Here is a 20,703-nt window from a genome sequence, read left to right on the forward strand (position 1 = left end):
CGGCATTGACATGTCCAAGACCCACTACAGCTTCAAACCCTGGAACGTCGGACGCGTCGTCGTCTGGGGCCTGTTCGCGCTCGTCATGGCCGTCGCACCGCTGCTGTTCACGAGCAACCTGTCGGCCACCATGCTGTCGCAGATGGGCATCGCCATCATCGCCTGCCTGTCCTACAACATGCTGCTGGGGCAGGGCGGCATGCTGAGCTTCGGCCACGCGGTCTACACCGGCCTGGGCTCCTACGTGGCGATCCACGCGCTGAACATGGTCAGCGGCGGCATGCTGCCGATCCCGGTGAGCCTGCTGCCCATCGTGGGCGGCATTGCCGGGATGTTCTTCGCGGTGCTGTTCGGCTTCGTCACCACCAAGAAGGCCGGCACGCCGTTCGCGATGATCACGCTGGGCATGGCCGAGCTCGTGTTCGCGATGTCGCTGATGTTCTCTGGCTTCTTCGGCGGCGAGGCCGGCGTCAGCGGCGACCGCGTGGCCGGCAAGCCCTTCTTCGGCATCACCTACGGGCCGCAGATCCAGGTGTACTACCTGATCGCCGTCTATACCTTCGTCTGTGTGGCGGCCATGTACGCGTTCACGCGCACGCCGCTGGGCCGCATGCTCAACGCCGTGCGCGACAACGCCGAACGCGTGGAGTTCATCGGCTACAGCACGCGCCGCGTGCGCTACATCGCCTTCATCATCGCGGGCTTCTTCGCCGGCATCGCGGGCGGCCTGGGCGCGCTGAACTTCGAGATCGTGACGGCCGAGGTGGTCGGCGCCGGGCGGTCGGGCGGCTACCTGCTCTTCACCTTCCTGGGCGGCGCCACCTTCTTCTTCGGCCCCATCATCGGCGGCATCCTGATGGTGCTGGCCTTCGTGCTGCTGTCCGAGTTCACCAAGGCCTGGCTGCTCTACCTGGGCCTGGTGTTCCTGTTCATGGTGATGTATGCGCCGGGCGGCATCGCCAGCCTCGTCATGATGAACCTGCGCGTGGCGGCCTTCGGCCAGTTGCGGCGGCTGTGGACCTCCTACCTCGCGCTGGGCGGCACGGCGCTCGTGCTGCTGGCAGGGGCTGCGGCGATGGTCGAGATGATCTACCACCTGCAGCTGGGCGCGGCGATGGGCCCCGAGCTGCGGTTCCTGGGCGCCAACCTGAACGTGAACAGCGTGGACAGCTGGTTCGGCTGCCTTTTCGTGCTGGCCACCGGCATCGGCCTGTTCGAGGTGGCCCGCCGCAGCTTCATGGTCGACTGGGGCGAGGCCCAGGCCGCGATCGAGAAGGAAATCAAACGGCGGGAGGCCGCGTGACAGAGTCCCCATCCAACCAGGGCTACGCGCTCGAGCTCATCGGGCTGCGCAAGAGCTTCGGCAAGACCGAGATCATCCGCGGTGCCGAACTCAAGGTCGCGGCCGGCGAGCGCGTGGCCATCATCGGGCCCAACGGCGCGGGCAAGTCCACGCTGTTCAACCTCGTCAGCGGGCGGCTCAAGCCCACCAGCGGCGAGATCCGACTCAACGGCCAGCGCATCGATGGCCTGGCGCCGTACGAGATCAACCGGCGCGGGCTGTCGCGCAGCTTCCAGGTGTCCAACCTGTTCACGCGGCTGTCGGTGTTCGAGAACCTGCGCTGCGCCGTGCTGTGGTCGCTGGGCTACCGCTACGCGTTCTGGAAGTTCCTGGCCGATCTGAAGGACGCCAACGAGCGCGCCGAGCAGCTCATGCACATGCTCAAGCTGGACAAGCGCCGCGACGCGCTGGCCATGAACCTGACCTACGCCGAGCAGCGCGCGCTGGAGATCGGCCTGACCATCGCTGGCGGCTCCGGCGTGGTGCTGCTCGACGAGCCGACGGCCGGCATGAGCAAGAGCGAGACCAAGCGCTTCATCCAGCTGATCCGCGATGTGACGGTCGGCAAGACGCTGCTGACCGTGGAGCACGACATGGGCGTGGTGTTCGGCCTGGCCGACAAGATCGCCGTGCTGGTCTATGGCGAGGTGCTGGCCTTCGACACGCCGGACGCGGTGCGCGCCAACCAGCGCGTGCAGGAGGCCTACCTGGGCTCGGTTCTCGCGGAACAGCAAGCAGGCGGACATTGACCATGCTGAAAATCGACAACCTGCACGCCTTCTACGGCAAGAGCCATGTGCTGCATGGCGTGAACCTGGAGATCGGCAAGGGCGAGATCGTGGCGCTGCTGGGGCGCAACGGCTCGGGCCGCTCGACCACGGCCAAGGCCATCATGGGCCTGGTGGAGTGCACCGGCCGCATCGACTGGAAGGGCCAGGACATCCTGGGCCGCAAGGCCTACGAGATCGCGCACCGGGGGCTGGGCTACGTGCCCGAGAACCGCGACATCTTCCCCACGCTGACCGTGCACCAGAACCTCATGCTGGGCCAGAAGGGCAAGGGCGCGGGCAGCCGCTGGAGCTTCGACGACATGTATGGCATGTTCCCGCGGCTCAAGGAGCGTCAGCACACAGAGGCCGGCGTGCTGTCCGGCGGCGAGCAGCAGATGCTCACGCTGTGCCGCACGCTGATGGGCGACCCCGACCTCATCATCATCGACGAGCCCACCGAGGGCCTGGCGCCCAAGATCGTCGAGCTCGTGGGCGAGTACCTCAAGACGCTCAAGGCCAAGGGCATCTCGGTGCTGCTGATCGAGCAGAAGCTGACCATCGCCATGACCATCTCCGACCGCGCCCTGGTCATGGGCCACGGCAGCATCGTGTTCCAGGGCACGCCCGAGGCCCTGCGCGCCGATGCCTACGTGCGCAAGGAGTGGCTGGAGGTCTGAATACCTGGCTCGGCCTGTCGATACATCTCGTCACCATGTCGCCGGTGGGACAAACCGGCGCGCACGGCGACACTGCTGTTTCTAGAATCAAAAAAGAACGCTCGTTCTTTATTTCCCGAGGAGCACCACCATGACCGCAGCCTACGCAGTCCAGGGCGATATCGCCGTCATCAGCCTGAACAATCCCCCGGTCAACGGACTCGGGCTCGCCACCCGCCAGGGCATTGCCGATGGCCTGGCCCAAGCCAACGCCGACGCGGCCGTGCGCGCCATCGTGCTGACCGGCGCCGGCAAGGCCTTCTCCGGCGGTGCCGACATCAAGGAGTTCGGCTCGCCCAAGGCTTTGCAGGAGCCCAACCTGCTCAGCGTGATCCTCGCGGTCGAGAACTCGGCCAAGCCCGTGGTCGCGGCCATCCACTCGGTCGCCATGGGCGGGGGGCTGGAGCTGGCGCTGGGCTGCCATTACCGCATCGGCGCGCCGGGCTGCGCCGTGGCGCTGCCCGAGGTCAAGCTGGGCCTGGTGCCCGGCGCTGGCGGCACGCAGCGCCTGCCGCGCGTGCTGGGCGTGGAGGCGGCCCTCAACATGATCGTGAGCGGCGAACCGGTCAAGAGCGAGCTGATCGCCTCGGTTCCGGGCCAGAAGCTGTTCGACAAGATGGCTGCATCGCCCGAGTCGCTGATGGAAGAAGCACTGGCCTATGCGCGCTCGGTGGCCGATGCGCGGCCGCTGCCGCTGGTGCGCAACCTGCCCTGCAAGCACCCCAAGGGCGACGCCTACTTCCAGTTCGCGCGCAACATGGTCAAGGGCATGGCCAAGAACTTCCCGGCGCCGGCCAAGTGCGTGGACACGGTGGAGGCGGCCACCAAGCAGAAGTTCGACGCCGGCATGGCCGCCGAGCGTGAGGCCTTCATCCAACTGATGTGGACGCCCGAGTCGCGCGCGCTGCGCCATCTGTTCGTGTCCGAGCGCGCGGCGTCCAAGATCCCCGACGTGCCGGAAGACACGCCCCAGCGCGCCATCAAGACCGTGGCCGTGATCGGCGCCGGCACCATGGGCGGCGGCATCAGCATGAACTTCCTGAACGCGGGCATCCCGGTCACCCTGCTGGAGACCAAGCAGGAGGCGCTGGACCGCGGCGTGGCCACGATCCGCAAGAACTACGAGGCCCAGGTCAAGAAGGGCAAGCTCAAGCAGGACAAGTACGAGCAGCGCATGGCGCTGCTCAAGAACACACTCGCCTATGAAGACCTGGCCGACGCCGACCTCGTGATCGAGGCCGTGTTCGAGGAACTGGGCGTCAAGGAGCAGGTGTTCAAGCAGCTCGACGCCGTCATGAAGCCCGGCGCCATCCTCGCCAGCAACACCTCCACGCTGGACGTGGACAAGATCGCGGCCTTCACCCAGCGTCCGCAGGACGTGGTGGGCCTGCACTTCTTCAGCCCGGCCAACGTCATGAAGCTGCTGGAAGTCGTGCGCGGCGCCAAGACCGGCAAGGACGTGCTGGCCACCGTGATGGCGGTGTCCAAGAAGATCAAGAAGACGGCCGTGGTCTCGGGCGTGTGCGACGGCTTCATCGGCAACCGCATGGTCGAGCAGTACGGCCGCCAGGGCGGCTTCCTGCTCGACGAGGGCTGCACGCCCGAGCAGGTGGACAAGGCCATCGAGAAGTTCGGCTTCGCGATGGGTCCGTTCCGCATGGGCGACCTGGCCGGCAACGACATCGGCTGGGCGATCCGCAAGCGCCGCTATGTCGAGAAGCCCGGCATGAAGTACAGCAAGACCGCCGACCTGCTGTGCGAGCGCGGCCGTTTCGGCCAGAAGACCGGCGCGGGCTGGTACGACTACGTGGCCGGCAAGCGCGACGCGGTCCCGAACGCCGAGGTCGTCAAGATGATCGAGGAGCACCGCAAGGCGCTCGGCATCACGCCGCGCAAGATCTCGGACGAGGAGATCGTGCAGCGCCTGGTGTTCGCGCTCGTCAACGAGGCGGCCCACATCCTGGAGGAAGGCATCGCCAACAAGGCCAGCGACATCGACGTGGTCTACATCTTCGGCTATGGCTTCCCCGTGCACCGCGGCGGCCCCATGCTCTACGCGGACCAGGTCGGCCTGTTTAACGTCGTCCAGGCCATGCAGCGCTTCGCGACCAACCCGCTCGACGATGCCGCGTTCTGGCAGCCCGCGCCGCTGCTCGCACGCCTGGCCGCCGAAGGCAAGACCTTCAACTGATCACCGCACCGATCGCATCGCTGTACAAGGAATTGCCATGACCCAAGCCGTCATCGTCTCCACCGCCCGCACGCCGCTCGCCAAGAGCTGGAAAGGTGCGTTCAACATGACCTACGGCCCCACGCTGGGCGCGCATGCCGTGCAGCACGCCGTGCAGCGCGCCGGCATCGAGGGCGCCGAGGTCGAGGACGTGGTCATGGGCATGTCGCTGCCCGAAGGCACGACGGGCGGCAACGTCGCGCGCCTGATCGCCATCCGTGCCGGCCTGCCCGTCACCACCGCGGGCCTGACCATCAACCGCTTCTGCTCCTCGGGGCTGCAGTCCATCGCGCTGGCCGCGCAGCGCATCGTCGCGGGCGAGAACGACGTGCTCGTGGCCGGCGGCCTGGAAAGCATCTCCTGCGTGCAGCAGGAGCTGAACCAGCACATGGCCATCGACCCCGAGCTCAAGGCCATGAAGCCCGAGATCTACTGGAACATGCTACAGACCGCCGAGCAGGTGGCCAAGCGCTACAACATCGGCCGCGAGGCCATGGATGAGTACGGCGCCGCCAGCCAGCAGAAGGCCGCCGCGGCGCTGGAGGCCGGCCTGTTCAAGCAGGAGATCGCCCCCATCACCGTGACCATGGGCGTGGCCGACAAGACGCTGGGCCTGACCACCAGGAAGGTGACGGTGGAGAACGACGAGGGCATCCGGCCCGGCACCACGTTCGACGCCATCCACGGCCTGCGTTCGGCCCTGCCGGGCGGGCTGGTGTCGGCCGGCAATGCGAGCCAGTTCTCCGACGGTGCAGGCGCCTGCGTGCTCATGCACGAATCGCTGGCGCAGAAGAAGGGCCTGCAGCCGCTGGGCCGCTTCCTGGGTTTCGCCGTGGCCGGCTGCGAGCCCGACGAGATGGGCATCGGCCCGGTATTCGCCATCCCCAAGGTGCTCAAGCGCCTGGGCCTCACGGTCGACGACATCGACCTGTGGGAACTCAACGAGGCCTTCGCCGTGCAGGTGATCTACTGCCGCGACAAGCTGGGCATCCCGGCCGAGCGGCTCAACGTGAACGGCGGCGCGATCGCGGTCGGCCACCCCTACGGCGTGTCGGGCCAGCGCCTCACGGGCCATGCGCTGATCGAGGGCAAGCGCCGCGGCGCCAAGAAGGTCTGCGTGACCATGTGCATCGGCGGCGGCATGGGCGCGGCCGGCGTGTTCGAGGTGCTGTAACGCCATGGCGCTGCGCCCCCTGCTGGACTTCCTGCTGTACGACTGGCTGCAGGCCGAGACGCTGGCCGGCGCTGCGCGCTACGCCGAGCATTCGCGCGAGACCTTCGATGCCGTGCTCGACACCTGCGAGCGCATTGCACGCGAGAAGTACGCGCCCTTCAACCGGCTGGTGGACACCGAGGAGCCGCGCTTCGATGGCGAGAAGGTGATCCTGCCGGCGGCCAGCCATGCCGCGAACCGCGCCTACGCCGAGTCCGGCATGCTGAGCGCCGCGCAGGACTACGACGAGGGCGGCATGCAGCTGCCCTACACGGTGGAGGCGGCGGCCAATGCCTTCTTCGCGCTGGCCTCGGTCAGCATCAACTCGGCGCTGCTGACCAAGGGCAACGCCAACCTGCTGCTGGTGCACGGCACCGACCTGCAGAAGGCCGTGTTTGCGCGCAACGCGTTCAACGGCCGCTTCTCGGGCACCATGTGCCTGTCCGAGCCGCAGGCCGGCTCCTCGCTGTCGGACGTGGCCACGCGCGCCGTGCCCGATGGCGAGGGCTTCGAAGCCGACCCGCTGGGCCCGCGCTACCGGCTCACGGGCAACAAGATGTGGATCTCCTCGGGCGAGCACGAGCTGACCGAGAACATCGTGCACCTGGTGCTGGCCAAGATCCCCGGGCCGGACGGCAAGCCCATCGCCGGCACGCGCGGCATCTCGCTGTTCATCGTGCCCAAGAAGATGGTCGACACCGAGGGCCGGCTCACCGGCGAGCGCAACGATGTCGCGCTGGCCGGCCTGAACCACAAGCTGGGCTGGCGCGGCACCACCAACACGCTGCTGAACTTCGGCGAGGGCAAGTACCCCGTGCGCGGCGAGAGCGGCAGGCAGGGCGCCATCGGCTACCTGGTCGGCCAGCCGCACGAGGGCCTTCGCTGCATGTTCCACATGATGAACGAGGCCCGCATCGCGGTCGGCACTTCGGCCACCATGCTGGGCCTGGCGGGCTACTACGCCGCGCTGGACTATGCAAGGAACCGCCCGCAAGGCCGGCCCCAGGGCAAGGCCGGCAAGGACGCGCATGCGCCGCAGGTGCGCATCATCGAACACGCCGACGTCAAGCGCATGCTGCTGACCCAGAAGGCGTATGGCGAGGGCGCGCTGGCGCTGGAGCTGTATTGCGCGCGCCTGGTCGACATGCAGCGCACGGGCGACGCGCAGGCCGTCGACGAGGCCCGGCTGCTGCTGGAGGTGCTGACACCGATCGCCAAGAGCTGGCCCAGCGAGTGGTGCCTGGAGGCCAACTCGTTGGCCATCCAGGTGCACGGCGGCTACGGCTACACGCGCGACTTCCCGGTCGAGCAGTACTGGCGCGACAACCGGCTCAACATGATCCACGAGGGCACGCACGGCATCCAGGCCATGGACCTGCTGGGGCGCAAGGTGCTGATGGAGCAGGGCCGCGGCCTGCAGCTGCTGAGCGCGCGCATCGAGCAGACGGCCGCCCGCGCCGCTGCGCACCCCGCGCTGGCGAGCGAGGCTGCTGCCTTGAAGGCCGCCTGGGCACAGGTGCTGCAGGCCACGCGCGCGGCCTGGGCCGGCGGCGAACCCGAGCGCACGCTGGCCAATGCCGTGCCCTACCTGCAGGCGTTCGGCCACACGGTGCTGGCCTGGATCTGGCTCGATGTGGCGTGCTGCGTGCCGCAGGCGGACGGTCCGGCAGGCCGCGCGGCCGACCGGGGCCGGCTGGCGGCGATGCGCTTCTTCTACCGCTACGAACTGCCCAAGACCGGTGCCTGGCTCGACGTGGTGGCGCGCTGCGACAGCACCTGCCTGGACATGGCGGAAGACGCGTTCTGATACACGCCGTGGCCCGGGCAGGCTTGGCCGCGCTGGAGACATGCCGCGCCGCGCCGGCTTGGGTACAGTGCACCGATGGCAACACCCAAGAGCTTGAAGCGGCTGCAGTCGCTGATCTGGATCCTGATCTACGCCGGCCTGCTGACGCTGGTGCTGGGCCTGGCGGTCACGCGCTACGACGAGCCCCTGGGCACGTGGCTGGCGGGCTGCGGCGGCGCGGTGGCGGCGGTCGGGTTCATGCTGATCTTCGTGCGCGCGCGGCTCAAGCCCAACCCATGAACAACACAAGGAGCACAGGAGCACCATGAGCCGCAACGTGAAGCAACTTTTCGACCTGGCCGGCAAGACCGCGCTCGTGACCGGCGGCTCGCGCGGCCTGGGCCTGCAGATGGCCCATGCGCTGGGCGAGGCCGGCGCGCGCGTGATGCTGAGTTCGCGCAAGGCCGAGGACCTGGAACAGGCCGCGGCGGAGCTGAAGGCCGCCGGCATCGCCGCCGACTGGATCGCCGCCGACTGCGCCAGGGAAGACGAGACGCGCGCGCTGGCCGACCAGACGCTGGCGCGCTTCGGCCGCGTCGACATCCTGGTCAACAACGCGGGCGCCAGCTGGGGTGCGCCGGCAGAGGAGCACCCTGTCGCCGCCTGGGACAAGGTCATGAACCTCAACGTGCGCGGCTACTTCATCCTGGCCCAGCAGATCGCCAACGGCTGCATGATCGGGCAGGGCAGCGGGCGCATCATCAACATCGCGTCGATCGCCGGTCTCAACGGCAACCCGGTCGGCATGAAGACGCTGGCCTACAACACCTCCAAGACGGCCGTCATCGGCTTCACGCGCACGCTGGCGGCCGAGTGGGGGCGTCACGGCATCACGGTCAACGCGATCTGCCCGGGCTTCTTCCGCACCAGGATGGCCAGCGGGCTGATCGACCAGCTGGGCGAAGACAACATGAAGGCCGGCGCACCGCTGCAGCGCCTGGGCGACGACGAGGACCTCAAGGGCATCACCCTGCTGTACGCCAGCGATGCGGGCAAGCACATCACCGGCCAGTGGCTTGCTGTGGATGGCGGGGTGAGCGTGGTGCTGGGCGCGGCATGAGCGAGATCCAGCAGCTGTTCGCCGTGCCCTTCATCGACCACCTGGGCATCGCGCTCACGCGCTTCGAGGACGGCCAGTCCGAGATGCGCTACGAGGCCAAGCCCGAGCACCTGAACAATTTCCACGTCACGCACGGCGGCGCGTGCATGACCTTGCTCGACGTGTCGATGGCAGCCGCCGCGCGCAGCCTGCGGCCCGAGCTGGGCGTGCTGACCATCGAGATGAAGACCAGCTTCATGCAGGCCGCGCGCGGCCCGCTGGTCGCCTTCGGCCGCGTGCTGCAGGCGACCGGCCGCATGGCCTTCACCGAAGGGCGCATCGAAGACGCCCAGGGCCAGCTCTGTGCCCACGCCACCGGCACCTTCAAGTACATCCCGCGCGCACCGTCCATGCCGGCGCCGCCGAGCGACTGACGCCCGCGACCGACACAACCCCCAAGGAGGCCACCATGCCACGCAACCAGCAGATCCTGCTCGACAACCGTCCCGAGGGCGAAGCCCAGGCCAGCAACTTCAAGCTCGTGGAGACCGACACCCCCGCGCTGGCTGACGGCCAGGTGCTGGTGCGCCACCACTTCATGAGCCTGGACCCCTACATGCGCGGGCGCATGAACGACAGCAAGAGCTACGCGCAGCCGCAGCCGCTGGGCCAGGTCATGCAGGGCGGCACCGTGGGCGAGATCGTCGAGAGCCGCAACCCGCGCTTCGCCGTGGGCGAGAAGGTCGTCGGCTTCGGCGGCTGGCAGCAGTACAGCGTGGTGGACGGCAACCTGCCCGGCGTGCTGCGCAAGGTCGACACCAGCCAGGTGCCGCTGTCGCACTACCTGGGCGCGGTCGGCATGCCGGGCGTCACGGCCTGGTACGGCCTGGTCAAGATCATCGCGCCCAAGGCCGGCGACACGCTGGTCGTCAGCGCGGCCAGCGGCGCCGTGGGCAGTGCCTTCGGCGCACTGGGCAAGGCGCGCGGCTGCCGCGTGGTCGGCGTGGCGGGCGGCCCGGACAAGTGCGCCTACGTGCGCGATGAACTCGGCTTCGACGACTGCATCGACTACAAGGTGCATGGCGACGTGAAGAGCCTGTCGGCCGCGCTCAAGGCGGCCTGCCCGCAGGGCATCGACGGCTACTTCGAGAACGTGGGCGGCATCGTGCTGGACGCCGTGCTGCTGCGCACCAACGCGTTCGCGCGCATCGCGCTGTGCGGCATGATCGCCGGCTACGACGGCGCGCCGCTGCCGCTGACCAACCCTTCGCTGCTGCTCATCAACCGCATCCGGCTGGAAGGCTTCATCGTCAGCGAGCACATGGAGGTCTGGCCCGAGGCGCTGGCAGAACTCGGTGGCCTCGTGGCCAGCGGCAAGCTGCGCCCGCGCGAGTCCGTCGCGCAGGGCCTGGCGGCCGCGCCCGAGGCCTTCCTGGGCCTGCTCAAGGGCCGCAACTTCGGCAAGCAGCTGGTGCAGCTGACCTGAGCCCGACAGCGCCCAAGGAGGCCGCCATGGACCGGACGCACGACGTCTTCAACCAGAGCTCGGCGCTGGTCGACTACGACCTGTTCGCGACGAACCGCGGCCTGCGCGACGCACTGGCCTTCCATGCGCCCGAGCTGCAGCTGGCGCCGCTGCAGTCGCTCGGCAGCACGCTGGGCACGTCGGCCATGCAGGCCCACGCGCGGCTGGCGAACGTGCACGGTCCGCAGCTGCACACGCACGACCGGTTCGGCCGCCGCGTGGACGAGGTGGAGTTCCATCCCAGCTACCACGCGCTCATGGCGGCCGCAGTCGGCGCCGGCCTGCACGGCACGCCCTGGGCGGGCGGGGCGCATGCCCACCTGCAGCGCGCGGCCGGCTTCATGCTGTTCACCGAGCTCGAGCCGTCGGTGCTGTGCCCGATCTCCATGAGCTATGCCGTGGCACCGGCGCTGCGCGGCAACGCTGCCGTCCACGCCGACTGGTCGCCCAAGCTGCAGAGCCGCTGGTACGACCCGGCGCTGCGCTTCGTCGCCGACAAGCCCGGCGTGACCATGGGCATGGGCATGACCGAGAAGCAGGGCGGCTCGGACGTGCGCGCCAACACCACCCAAGCCGTGCACGCCGGCCGCGACGGCTGGGGCGAGCGCTACGCGGTCACCGGCCACAAGTGGTTCTTCTCGGCGCCGATGTGCGATGCCTTCCTGGTGCTGGCGCAGGCGCCGGCCGGCCTGTCGTGCTTCTTCCTGCCGCGCGTGCTGCCCGACGGCGCACGCAATGCCATCCGCATCCAGCGGCTCAAGGACAAGCTGGGCAACAAGGCCAATGCCAGCTCCGAGGTCGAGTTCCATGGCGCCCAGGCCTGGCTGGTCGGCGAGGAAGGCCGCGGCGTGCCGCAGATCCTCGAGATGGGCACGATGACGCGGCTGGACTGCGCGCTGGGCACCGCCGGCCTCATGCGCCAGGCGCTGGCCCTGGCGCTGCACCACACGGCCGAGCGCCAGGCCTTCGGCAAGGCACTGGCGGCGCAGCCCCTCATGCGCAACGTGCTGGCCGACCTGGCGCTGGAGTCCGAGGCCGCCACGGCGCTGGCGCTGCGTCTGGCCCATGCCTTCGACCGGCCCGGCGATGCGCACGAGCAACTGATGGCGCGCCTGCTCACGCCCGTCGCCAAGTTCTGGATCTGCAAGCGCGGCAGCGCCTTCGGCCAGGAGGCCATGGAATGCCTGGGCGGCAACGGCTACGTGGAGGAGGGCGGCGAGGGCGTGATGGCCCGCATCTACCGCGAGATGCCGCTCAACTCGATCTGGGAAGGCGCGGGCAACATCATGGCGCTCGACCTGCTGCGCGTGCTGCGCAAGGGCGACGTGGCGGCCGCGCTGGCCGCCGAGCTGGCGCCCGCGCGCGGCCATGCCGCACTCGACCGCATGGCGGCCGTGCTGCCGCAGCGCATCGCGCAGGTCGACGGCGAAGTCCAGGCGCGGCGCCTGGCTGAGGACATCGCGCTGGCCGTGCAGGCCGCGTTGCTGGTGCGGCATTCGGCACCGGCCGTGGCCGATGCGTTCTGCGCCTCGCGCCTGGCCGGTGACTGGGGGCGCAGCTTCGGCAGCCTTTCCGCCGCCTGCGATTTCGACGCCATCATCGCGCGTGCCGCACCTCGATGAACCCACTGAAGAAAGAGAAGGCCCCATGTCCGACCTGATCCTGCACCACTACCCCACCTCGCCGTTCGCCGAGAAGATCCGGCTCGTGCTGGGCTTCAAGCAGCTGGCCTACCAGTCGGTCCACATCCCGCCCATCCTGCCCAAGCCCGATGTGCTGGCGCTGACCGGCGGCTACCGCAAGACGCCGCTGCTGCAGGTCGGTGCCGACATCTATTGCGATACGGCCCTGATCTGCGACGTGCTGGAGCACCGGCAACCGCTGCCCAGCCTGTACCCGCCGCAGCACAAGGGCATGGCGCGCATCCTCGCGCAATGGGCCGACACCAGCCTGTTCTGGGCGGCCATGGCCTATGCCCTGCAGGCCAAGGGCCTGGGCGACATGTTCGGCAACATGCCGCCCGAGGCCGCCAAGGCCTTCGGCGAGGACCGCCGCGCGATGAGCGCCAACATGACGCGTCTGCGTCCGGCCGACGCCGCGGCCGCGCTCAAGTCCTACCTGCGGCGGCTGTCCGAATCGCTGGAGACGCAGCACTACCTGGTCGACGCCACGCCCGGCGTGGCCGATTTCGCGGCCTACCACCCGCTGTGGTTCTGCCGCGTGCGCACGCCTTCCATGGCGGGCGTGCTGGACGCCTTCCCTTCGGTGCTGGCCTGGATGGACCGCATGGCCGCGATCGGCCATGGGCAGCCGGCCAAGCTGTCCAGCGCCGATGCCGTGGCCATCGCCGCGGCGGCCGAGCCGCTGCCGGTGGAGGGCCAGACCTTCCAGGACGAGCACGGCATCGCGTTGGGCAGCCGCGTGACGGTGGCGGCCGAGAGCTTCGGCCCCGAGCCGACCGAGGGCGAACTGGTGGCCGCCACGCGCATGCACTACACGCTCAGGCGCACGGACCCGCGCGCGGGCACGGTGCATGTGCACTTCCCGCGCATCGGCTACGTGCTGAAAGCGGCTTGACGATCCCAGGAGACAGCGCGTGATTGCAGATTTCAAGAACAAGACCGCCGTGCTGACGGGCGCCGGCTCGGGCTTCGGCCTGGAATGCGCGCGCATCGGCGCGCGGCTGGGCATGCGCCTGGTGCTGGCCGACGTGCAGCAGGACGCGCTGGACAGTGCCGCTGCCGAGCTCACGGCGCTGGGCGCCGAGGTGCTCGCGCTGCGCGTCGACGTGTCCAAAGCCGAGCAGGTCGAGGCACTGGGCGCGGCGACGCTGGCACGCTTCGGCGCGCCGCACCTGGTGTTCAACAACGCCGGCGTGGGTGCGGTGGGCCTGCTCTGGGAGAACAGCGCGCGCGATTGGGAGTGGGTGTTCGGCGTCAATGTGATGGGCGTGGCCCATGGCGTGCGCGTGTTCACGCCCATGATGCTGCAGGCCGCCAGGAACGACCCGGCCTGGCGCGGCCACATCGTCAACACCGCCAGCATGGCCGGCCTGCTCACGCCGCCCAACATGGGCATCTACAACGCCAGCAAGCACGCCGTGGTGGCGCTGACCGAGACGCTCTACCAGGACCTGGCGCTGGTCACCGGGCAGGTGGGTGCCTCCGTGCTGTGCCCGTACTTCGTGGCCACCGGCATCCAGGCCAGCGAACGCAACCGCCCGGCCGACCTGGCCCCCGGCGAGGCCACGCGCAGCCAGCTGGTGGGGCAGGCCATGATGGACAAGGCCGTGGGCGCCGGCAAGGTGTCCGCCGCCGAGGTGGCGCAGAAGGTCTTCGATGCGGTGGCCGCGGACCAGTTCTACATCTACAGCCACCCGCGGGCCATCGGCTCGGTGCAGGTGCGCATGGAAGACATCCTGCAGCAGCGCAACCCGACCGACCCGTTCGCGCACAAGCCCGAGCTGGGCGTGGAACTGCGCAAGGCCCTGCGCGGCTGACGGAGCCGGCGCAACGCCGGCTCAGTGCAGCCGGCGGGTCCGGTTCTGCTCGAACAGGTCGACCTGCAGCACCGCGTCGTCGGTGCGTTCCAGCGAGGCCGTGTAGCGCGCCACTTCGGCGTCCTCGATGAAGCTGGCGGACGACGAGGCCGCCAGCAGCCGCTCGGCCGACTGCGGCCGGGCAATCGCATAGCCCTGCACGTAGTCCACGCCGATCTCCACCAGGGTGCGCACGGTGGCCAGGTCTTCCGCCCATTCGGCCACGGTGCGCATGCCCAGGTTGCGGCCCAGGTTCACGATGGCCTCGACGATGGCCACGTTCGCCGGGTGCTTGTTCATGTTGACGATGAAGCTGCCGTCGATCTTGAGCAGGTCGGCCGGCAGTTCCTTGAGGTAGGAGAACGAGGTGTAGCCGGCGCCGAAGTCGTCCAGCGCCACCTTGGCGCCATAGCTGCGTACCTTGTCGATGAAGCGCCGCGTGTTGTCCAGGTCGTGCAGCGCCACGCTCTCGGTGATCTCGAAGCACAGGAAGCTGGCCACGTGGATGTTCTGCGCCAGCAGGGTGTAGACGTCGTTCATGAACTTCTCGTCGTTGAGCGAGGCGCCCGACAGGTTCATGCACACGAAGCGCGTGTTGCGCAGCCGCGTGAGGTGGGTGTTGAGCCAGGTCAGCGTGGCCGACAGCACCCAGCGGTCGATCACGCCCATGCGGCCGCTGTTCTCGCCGGCGGCGATCACGCGTTCGGTCGGCACCAGCTTGCCGTCCTCGCCCCGCATGCGCAGCAGCACCTCGAAGTTCAGCGAGGCGTGCGGCGCGGACAGCGACATGATGGGCTGCATCTGCAGGAACAGGCCGTCGGTCGCGCGGCCGCCCGAGAGCCGCTCGACCAGCTGCAGCTCCGCATGGTGGTCCTGGAACGCCTGCGCGTTCTTCTCGTAGACCACCAGGCCTTCGTTGTGGCGCGTCTTGGCCTCGCGGCAGGCCCGGTCTGCGGTGGACACCGCGTCCTTGAAGCGCGTGCCGGGGCTGACCTCGATCAGCCCGATGGAGCCGCGCACGTGGAAGGCCTTGTCGCCCACCCGGTAGGGCGTGCCGCCGATGGCCGAGACGATGCCCTGGCAGATCACGGCGGCCAGCGGCATGCGCGTGTCGGGCATCAGGATCAGGAACTCGTCGCCGCCCATGCGGCCCAGCGCCATGCTGCCCGACAGCATGTTGCCCACGCGCGCGCAGACCTGCTGCAGCACCTCGTCGCCGGCGTTGTGGCCGAACAGGTCGTTGATGAGCTTGAAGCGGTCCAGGTCCAGGTAGGCCAGGGCCAGCGGATGGCTGGCGTTCATGTCGAGCAGTGCGCGTTCGAGTTCGCGCTCGATGCCGCGGCGGTTGAGCACCTTGGTCAACGCGTCGTTGTTGGCCATGAACTGCAGTTCCTCGGTCGCGCGCGAGGAGTCGGTCACGTCCTGCAGCGAGCCTTCGACCTTGTCGCGCGCCCGCGCGGCCTTGACCAGGAAGCGCTTGTGCACGTTGCCGCCGTCCGGCTTGCGGCCGCGCAGTTCGAGCGACACGTTGTCCTGCGCCTGCAGCAGCTGCAGCAGCTGCTGCCAGGCGCCGTCGTGGAAGTAGCGGTCCCAGGCTTCGCGGCCGGGCGCCAGCACGTCGGCGACCAGCATGGCGCGCAGGGCCGGGTTGGCGCTGGTGAAGCGGCCCTGCAGGTCCAGCGTGAACAGGCCGATGGGCATGGCCTCGAAGGTGTGCTCCAGCTGGGCCTGCGCTTCCAGCCGCTGGTTGTGTTCCTGGCGCATCTGCTCGGCAATGGCCAGCGAGGCGAGCAGGCTGGACGACAGTGCCGCCGTCACGCTGTTGACGGCGCCGATCAGGCCGCGCATGCCCATCGCGGCGGAGGCCACCTCGTACAGGCTGGCGGCCAGTGTCACGGCGAGCGAGGCGCTGTACCACATGGCCACGCGCGAGCGCGTGCGGTACAGGATCAAGCCCAGGAACACCACCAGCACACAGGTGTTCAGCCCGGTGGCGGCCCAGATGAAGGGCAGGGCGGTGGCGTAGGGCAGCGTGGCCGCAGCCAGCAGCAATGGCGGACAGCTCCACTGCGCGAACTGCAGCAGACGGGTGTTGCCGACTTTGGCGAGGTCGTCGCGGAACAGTTCGCGGAACAGCGTGATGGTCAGCGTGTAGTACAGCGCCATGGTCATCAGCCGGATGCGGGGAAGCCAGTCGGGCGGAACGGTGCGGCCCAGCCATTGCGTGTCCCATCCGGCCGACAAGGCGCCCATGCGCAGGTTGACCAACAGCCACACGGCGAAGAGCACGTACAGGCTGCTGCGGTTGATCAATGCAGTCGTGAGAACGAACAAGCCCAGAACGATCAGGCCGCCGTCCAGCAAGCCGGCATTGCGGTGGAACTCCTGCACGGAAGCCTGCAAGGCGCTGGCGGGCCAGGCCGTCACGCTGACGCGAGCCGGCCCGACGTAACGGCTGTTGCACAGCAAGGTGCGCGGTTGCCCGGCCGCCACGAGCGACAGGCCGAAGCCGGCCTTCACCGGCGCCATCTCGCCTTCGCTTTCGCTGCGGGTGACCCGCCCCAGCGGTCGCAGGGTCTCGGCGTTCCAGCAGCTCAGCTCACTGGCATGGCGGGAGCCGAACTCGACCGCCGAACCAGCCAGGTCCACGCCCTGGGCAGCCAGTGGCACCAGCAGCCAGAACGTCTGCTCGGACAGTTGGGTGTCGAGCAGCTCGGTGGAAGCAGGCTGCTTGTGCAGGCGGGCCAGCGCCTGGCGCGGTTCGAGCACCTCGTTGCCTGACGGCGGCAGGACGCGGAACTGCAGCACCCGCGCGCCGGGCGCTTCGTAATGGCTGGACCAGCCCCACAAGGCCATGGCCGACAGCAAGGCGATCAGCACAGGCATGGCGTGCGTGCCCGTGGCCACCAATCCCTTGTCCAGAACGCCGTGCAGCCTGCGCAAGGCCGCGCGAATGCTTGTCATGTTGTCCGATTCCGCTCAAAACCCACCGACACGGGGGCGTGGCCTGATTGACCACAAATTGAAACAAATTATGAGCGTATTCGATCAGAAATGCGCAAGTGAGGCGCTCTCGGAGCCACCGTGTTGTGAAATCGACGGCCCAATTCATGAAAAGTGCGGCGCTACATGGCCATCCGTGGCGTGGGCGTTGCGAAGTTGCCACCCCACGCAGACTTGGCGGGGGCGGGTCCTCCAAGATCAATGTCCAGATGGTGCGTGCGGAAAATGAAGTCGAACAACGGGTGCCGGTTGGCCGCCCAGCGCTCCTCTGCCGTCCCGACCTCGAAGGAGAGGATGCGGTGTGGCAAATTACCGACATGCGGCAGTGGGATATAGCCACGAGCAGGGTCCACGTCCGAGAACAGCAGGCGTTCGTACTGCCTGTCGATGGGCGTGCGGGCGGAAATCACCATCCATTCGATCTGCTGCTGCACGCAGTACAGATAGAACGCCTTGAACAGGATGGTCTTCACCGCCCTGCCTTGCACCCGTTCGCCGACACCGAGCCGTGTCGCCTCGGCCAGTGGGCGCGAGCGCAACCAGTCGGGCAGATCGACGGATTGCTCGAGCGTCAATGGGCGATGGGCATTGGTCTGGATGCGCATCGTGCCCAAGGGCGAGCCGTCCAGCTTGGATTCGGCCAACAGCACCACCACACCGTCCATGGTGTCGTAGGCCTCCGGAGCGCGCAGGCTCTCGGCGAACACCGGCACGTGGCGCGCGTAGGCGCTGTGGCGCACGTGCACGGCCTTGTGCAGGTCGGCCTCGGACCGCACGACGCGCACGCTGAAGGGCAGCCGTTCCGCCTGCATGGGCAGGGCCAGCAGTTCCTGAGTGCGCGACCAGCCAGAAGGCGCCGACCGACCTTGGTGTTCATTCAGATTCACAGCAATCCTCCCCAGCCGGCCCGCGCTGCAACCATTGCCCGCCTGGACCCGCCCTTACCTGTGAGTGAATGTAAATTTCTGTTTTCGGTAACAGAAGTCCCGGTTTGGATGAAGCGTTTGTAGGTGTTTCGGAGACAAAACATCCATTGAACGGTGGATGCCAGGGACCGCAAAAGCCTATGGCAAACTGCCGCCCCTTCTCCCTCTGCAACCGTTTCCCAGGATGCTCCAGAAAATCTTTCGCCAGCTCGCCGCCGAGATCAAGATCCGCGAAGACCAGGTCAAGGCGGCCGTCGAACTGCTCGACGGCGGCGCCACCGTGCCCTTCATCGCCCGTTACCGCAAGGAGGTCACCAACGGCCTGGACGACGTGCAGCTGCGCGAACTGGAAGCCCGCCTGGCCTACCTGCGCGAGCTGGAAGACCGCCGCGAAGCCGTGCTCAAGAGCATCGACGAGCAGGGCAAGCTGACGCCGCAGCTGCGCGCCGCCATCGAGGCCGCGGCCTCCAAGCAGGAGGTCGAGGACCTGTACCTGCCGTACAAGCTCAAGCGCCGCACCAAGGGCCAGATCGCGCGCGAGGCCGGCATCGAGCCCCTGGCCGACAAGCTGTTCGCCGACCCCACGCTGGTGCCGGCCGACGAGGCCGCCGCCTTCGTCAAGCCCGAGAAGGGCGAGAACGGCGACGACTTCACCACCGTGCCCGCGGTGCTCGACGGCGTGCGCGACATCCTGTCCGAGCGCTGGGCCGAAGATGCCGCGCTGGTGCAGGGCCTGCGTGGCTGGCTCTGGGACGAGGGCCTGCTGCAAAGCAAGCTGGCGGCCGGCAAGGACGAGAACCATGCCGATGTCGCCAAGTTCCGCGACTACTTCGATTACGACGAGCCGATCGGCCGCGTGCCATCGCACCGCGCGCTGGCGGTGTTCCGCGGGCGCGCGCTGGACATCCTGGACGCCAAGCTGGTGCTGCCCGAATCCGATGCTGCCCCCGCCAAGCCCGGCCAGCCGGTGCCCAGCCTGGCCGAGGGCCGCATCGCGCTGCACCTGGGCTGGAGCCACCAGGCCCGGCCGTCCGACGACCTGCTGCGCAAGTGCGTGGCCTGGACCTGGCGCGTCAAGCTGAGCCTGTCGACCGAGCGCGACCTGTTCACCCGGCTGCGCGAGGACGCCGAGAAGGTGGCGATCAAGGTCTTCTCGGACAACCTGCGCGACCTGCTGCTGGCCGCGCCCGCCGGCCCGCGCGTGGTGATGGGGCTGGACCCCGGCATCCGCACCGGCGTGAAGGTGGCGGTGGTCGATGCCACGGGCAAGCTGGTCGACACTTCCACCGTCTACCCGCACGAGCCGCGGCGCGACTGGGAGGGCTCGCTGCACACGCTGGCGCAGCTGTGCGCCCGGCATGGCGTGAACCTGATCGCCATCGGCAACGGCACGGCCAGCCGCGAGACCGACAAGCTGGCGGCCGACCTGATCAAGCGGCTGGAGAAGCTCGCGCCCGACGTGCAGCTGCAGCGCGTGGTGGTCAGCGAGGCCGGCGCGTCGGTCTACTCGGCGAGCGAATTCGCCTCGCAGGAAATGCCCGACGTGGACGTCAGCCTGCGCGGCGCCGCCAGCATCGCGCGCCGGCTGCAGGATCCCTTGGCCGAGCTCGTCAAGATCGACCCCAAGTCCATCGGCGTGGGCCAGTACCAGCACGACGTGAACCAGGGCGAACTGGCACGCACGCTGGAGGCGGTGGTCGAGGACTGCGTGAACGCGGTGGGCGTGGACCTCAACACCGCCAGCGTGCCGCTGCTCTCGCGTGTCTCCGGCCTGTCGCCCAGCGTGGCCAAGGCGGTGGTGCGCTGGCGCGAAAGCCACGGCGCGTTCGCCAGCCGCCAGCAGCTACTGGAAGTCAGCGGGCTGGGCCCCAAGACCTTCGAGCAGAGCGCGGGCTTCCTGCGCATCCGCGGCGGCGCCAACCCGCTGGACATGACCGGCGTGCATCCGGAGACCTACGAAGTGGTCGAGCGCATCCTGGAGCGCGCCGGCAAGCCCGTGCAGGAGTTGATGGGCCGCGCCGAGATGCTCAAGACGCTGCGGCCCGAGTTGTTCGCCAACGAGAAGTTCGGCGTCATCACGGTCAAGGACATCATGTCCGAACTGGAAAAGCCCGGCCGCGACCCGCGCCCGGACTTCAAGGTGGCGCGCTTCAACGACAACGTCGAAGACATCAAGGACCTGGTCGAAGGCATGCTGCTGGAGGGCACGGTCAGCAACGTGGCGGCCTTCGGCGCCTTCGTCGACCTGGGCGTGCACCAGGACGGGCTGGTCCACGTGAGCCAGCTGGCCAACAAGTTCGTCAACGATGCGCGCGAAGTCGTCAAGACCGGCGACATCGTCAAGGTCAAGGTGCTGGAGGTCGACGTGGCGCGCAAGCGCATCAGCCTGACCATGCGGCTCGATGCCGCACCGGTGCGCCGCGATGCCCCGCGCGAGAACCGGTTCGAGCACAGCGGCCCGCGCAACCGCCAGGGCGGCGCACGGCAGGAGGCGGCAGCGCCTTCGGCGATGGCCTCGGCCTTCGCCAAGCTGCAGGCCGCCAAGCGCTGACGCC

Annotated in this window: 16 protein-coding genes; 14 read left to right on the plus strand and 2 right to left on the minus strand. The window is 68.6% G+C overall.

The genetic code is table 11. The features are described from left to right. Positions 1–10 precede the first annotated feature (10 nt). The 13 genes from ASF44_RS19710 (at position 11) to ASF44_RS19770 (ending at position 14,180) form a co-directional block, all read left to right on the plus strand. Positions 11–1,303, plus strand: a complete 1,293-nt coding sequence (locus tag ASF44_RS19710; RefSeq protein WP_056900949.1) for a branched-chain amino acid ABC transporter permease — start codon at positions 11–13, stop codon at positions 1,301–1,303. Continuing rightward, entirely contained in the window at positions 1,300–2,091 is a 792-nt protein-coding gene (locus tag ASF44_RS19715) for an ABC transporter ATP-binding protein (protein ID WP_056900950.1), read from the plus strand. The genes ASF44_RS19710 and ASF44_RS19715 overlap by 4 nt, the downstream gene beginning before the upstream one ends. A gap of 2 nt (positions 2,092–2,093) precedes the next feature. Beyond that, on the plus strand, positions 2,094–2,789 hold the full coding sequence (locus ASF44_RS19720) for an ABC transporter ATP-binding protein (RefSeq protein WP_056900951.1): 696 nt from the start codon (positions 2,094–2,096) through the stop codon (positions 2,787–2,789). A gap of 130 nt (positions 2,790–2,919) precedes the next feature. After that, a complete protein-coding gene (locus ASF44_RS19725; protein WP_056900952.1) occupies positions 2,920–5,019 on the plus strand; it encodes a 3-hydroxyacyl-CoA dehydrogenase NAD-binding domain-containing protein in 2,100 nt (699 codons plus the stop codon). A gap of 37 nt (positions 5,020–5,056) precedes the next feature. Then, entirely contained in the window at positions 5,057–6,232 is a 1,176-nt protein-coding gene (locus ASF44_RS19730; protein WP_056900953.1) for an acetyl-CoA C-acyltransferase, read from the plus strand. 4 nt (positions 6,233–6,236) lie between these two features. Then, entirely contained in the window at positions 6,237–8,078 is a 1,842-nt protein-coding gene (locus ASF44_RS19735; protein WP_056900954.1) for an acyl-CoA dehydrogenase, read from the plus strand. A 75-nt stretch (positions 8,079–8,153) separates the two neighbouring features. Beyond that, entirely contained in the window at positions 8,154–8,357 is a 204-nt protein-coding gene (locus ASF44_RS19740; RefSeq protein WP_056900955.1) for a hypothetical protein, read from the plus strand. Between the two features lie 25 nt (positions 8,358–8,382). Continuing rightward, positions 8,383–9,177 (plus strand): SDR family oxidoreductase, encoded by a 795-nt coding sequence (locus ASF44_RS19745; protein ID WP_056900956.1) that lies wholly within the window; start codon positions 8,383–8,385, stop codon positions 9,175–9,177. After that, positions 9,174–9,590, plus strand: coding sequence for a PaaI family thioesterase (locus tag ASF44_RS19750; RefSeq protein WP_056900957.1), 417 nt, complete (start codon positions 9,174–9,176; stop codon positions 9,588–9,590). The genes ASF44_RS19745 and ASF44_RS19750 overlap by 4 nt, the downstream gene beginning before the upstream one ends. A 35-nt stretch (positions 9,591–9,625) precedes the next feature. Beyond that, positions 9,626–10,642 carry an NADP-dependent oxidoreductase gene (locus ASF44_RS19755; protein WP_056900958.1) on the plus strand — a complete coding sequence of 339 codons (1,017 nt, stop codon included), beginning with the start codon at positions 9,626–9,628 and terminating at the stop codon, positions 10,640–10,642. Between the two features lie 26 nt (positions 10,643–10,668). Then, positions 10,669–12,303, plus strand: a complete 1,635-nt coding sequence (locus ASF44_RS19760) for an isovaleryl-CoA dehydrogenase (RefSeq protein ID WP_056900959.1) — start codon at positions 10,669–10,671, stop codon at positions 12,301–12,303. 25 nt (positions 12,304–12,328) lie between these two features. Beyond that, positions 12,329–13,258, plus strand: a complete 930-nt coding sequence (locus ASF44_RS19765) for a glutathione S-transferase family protein (protein WP_056900960.1) — start codon at positions 12,329–12,331, stop codon at positions 13,256–13,258. Positions 13,259–13,277: 19 nt separating this feature from the next. Further along, the gene (locus ASF44_RS19770) at positions 13,278–14,180 is read left to right on the plus strand and encodes an SDR family oxidoreductase (protein WP_056900961.1); all 903 of its coding nucleotides are present in this window, start codon (positions 13,278–13,280) and stop codon (positions 14,178–14,180) included. Positions 14,181–14,201: 21 nt separating this feature from the next. On the opposite strand, the gene ASF44_RS19775 is transcribed toward ASF44_RS19770, so the two are convergent. Both ASF44_RS19775 and ASF44_RS19780 read right to left on the minus strand, forming a co-directional pair. Next, a complete protein-coding gene (locus tag ASF44_RS19775; RefSeq protein ID WP_056900962.1) occupies positions 14,202–17,183 on the minus strand; it encodes an EAL domain-containing protein in 2,982 nt (993 codons plus the stop codon). A 161-nt stretch (positions 17,184–17,344) separates the two neighbouring features. Continuing rightward, on the minus strand, positions 17,345–18,109 hold the full coding sequence (locus tag ASF44_RS19780) for a hypothetical protein (RefSeq protein WP_156374602.1): 765 nt from the start codon (positions 18,107–18,109) through the stop codon (positions 17,345–17,347). Between the two features lie 223 nt (positions 18,110–18,332). On the opposite strand from ASF44_RS19780, the gene ASF44_RS19785 reads away from it, so the two are divergent. After that, positions 18,333–20,699 (plus strand): Tex family protein, encoded by a 2,367-nt coding sequence (locus ASF44_RS19785; protein ID WP_056900964.1) that lies wholly within the window; start codon positions 18,333–18,335, stop codon positions 20,697–20,699. Positions 20,700–20,703: the final 4 nt, after the last annotated feature.

This window comes from Pseudorhodoferax sp. Leaf274, assembly GCF_001422445.1.
GTDB lineage: Bacteria > Pseudomonadota > Gammaproteobacteria > Burkholderiales > Burkholderiaceae_C > Pseudorhodoferax.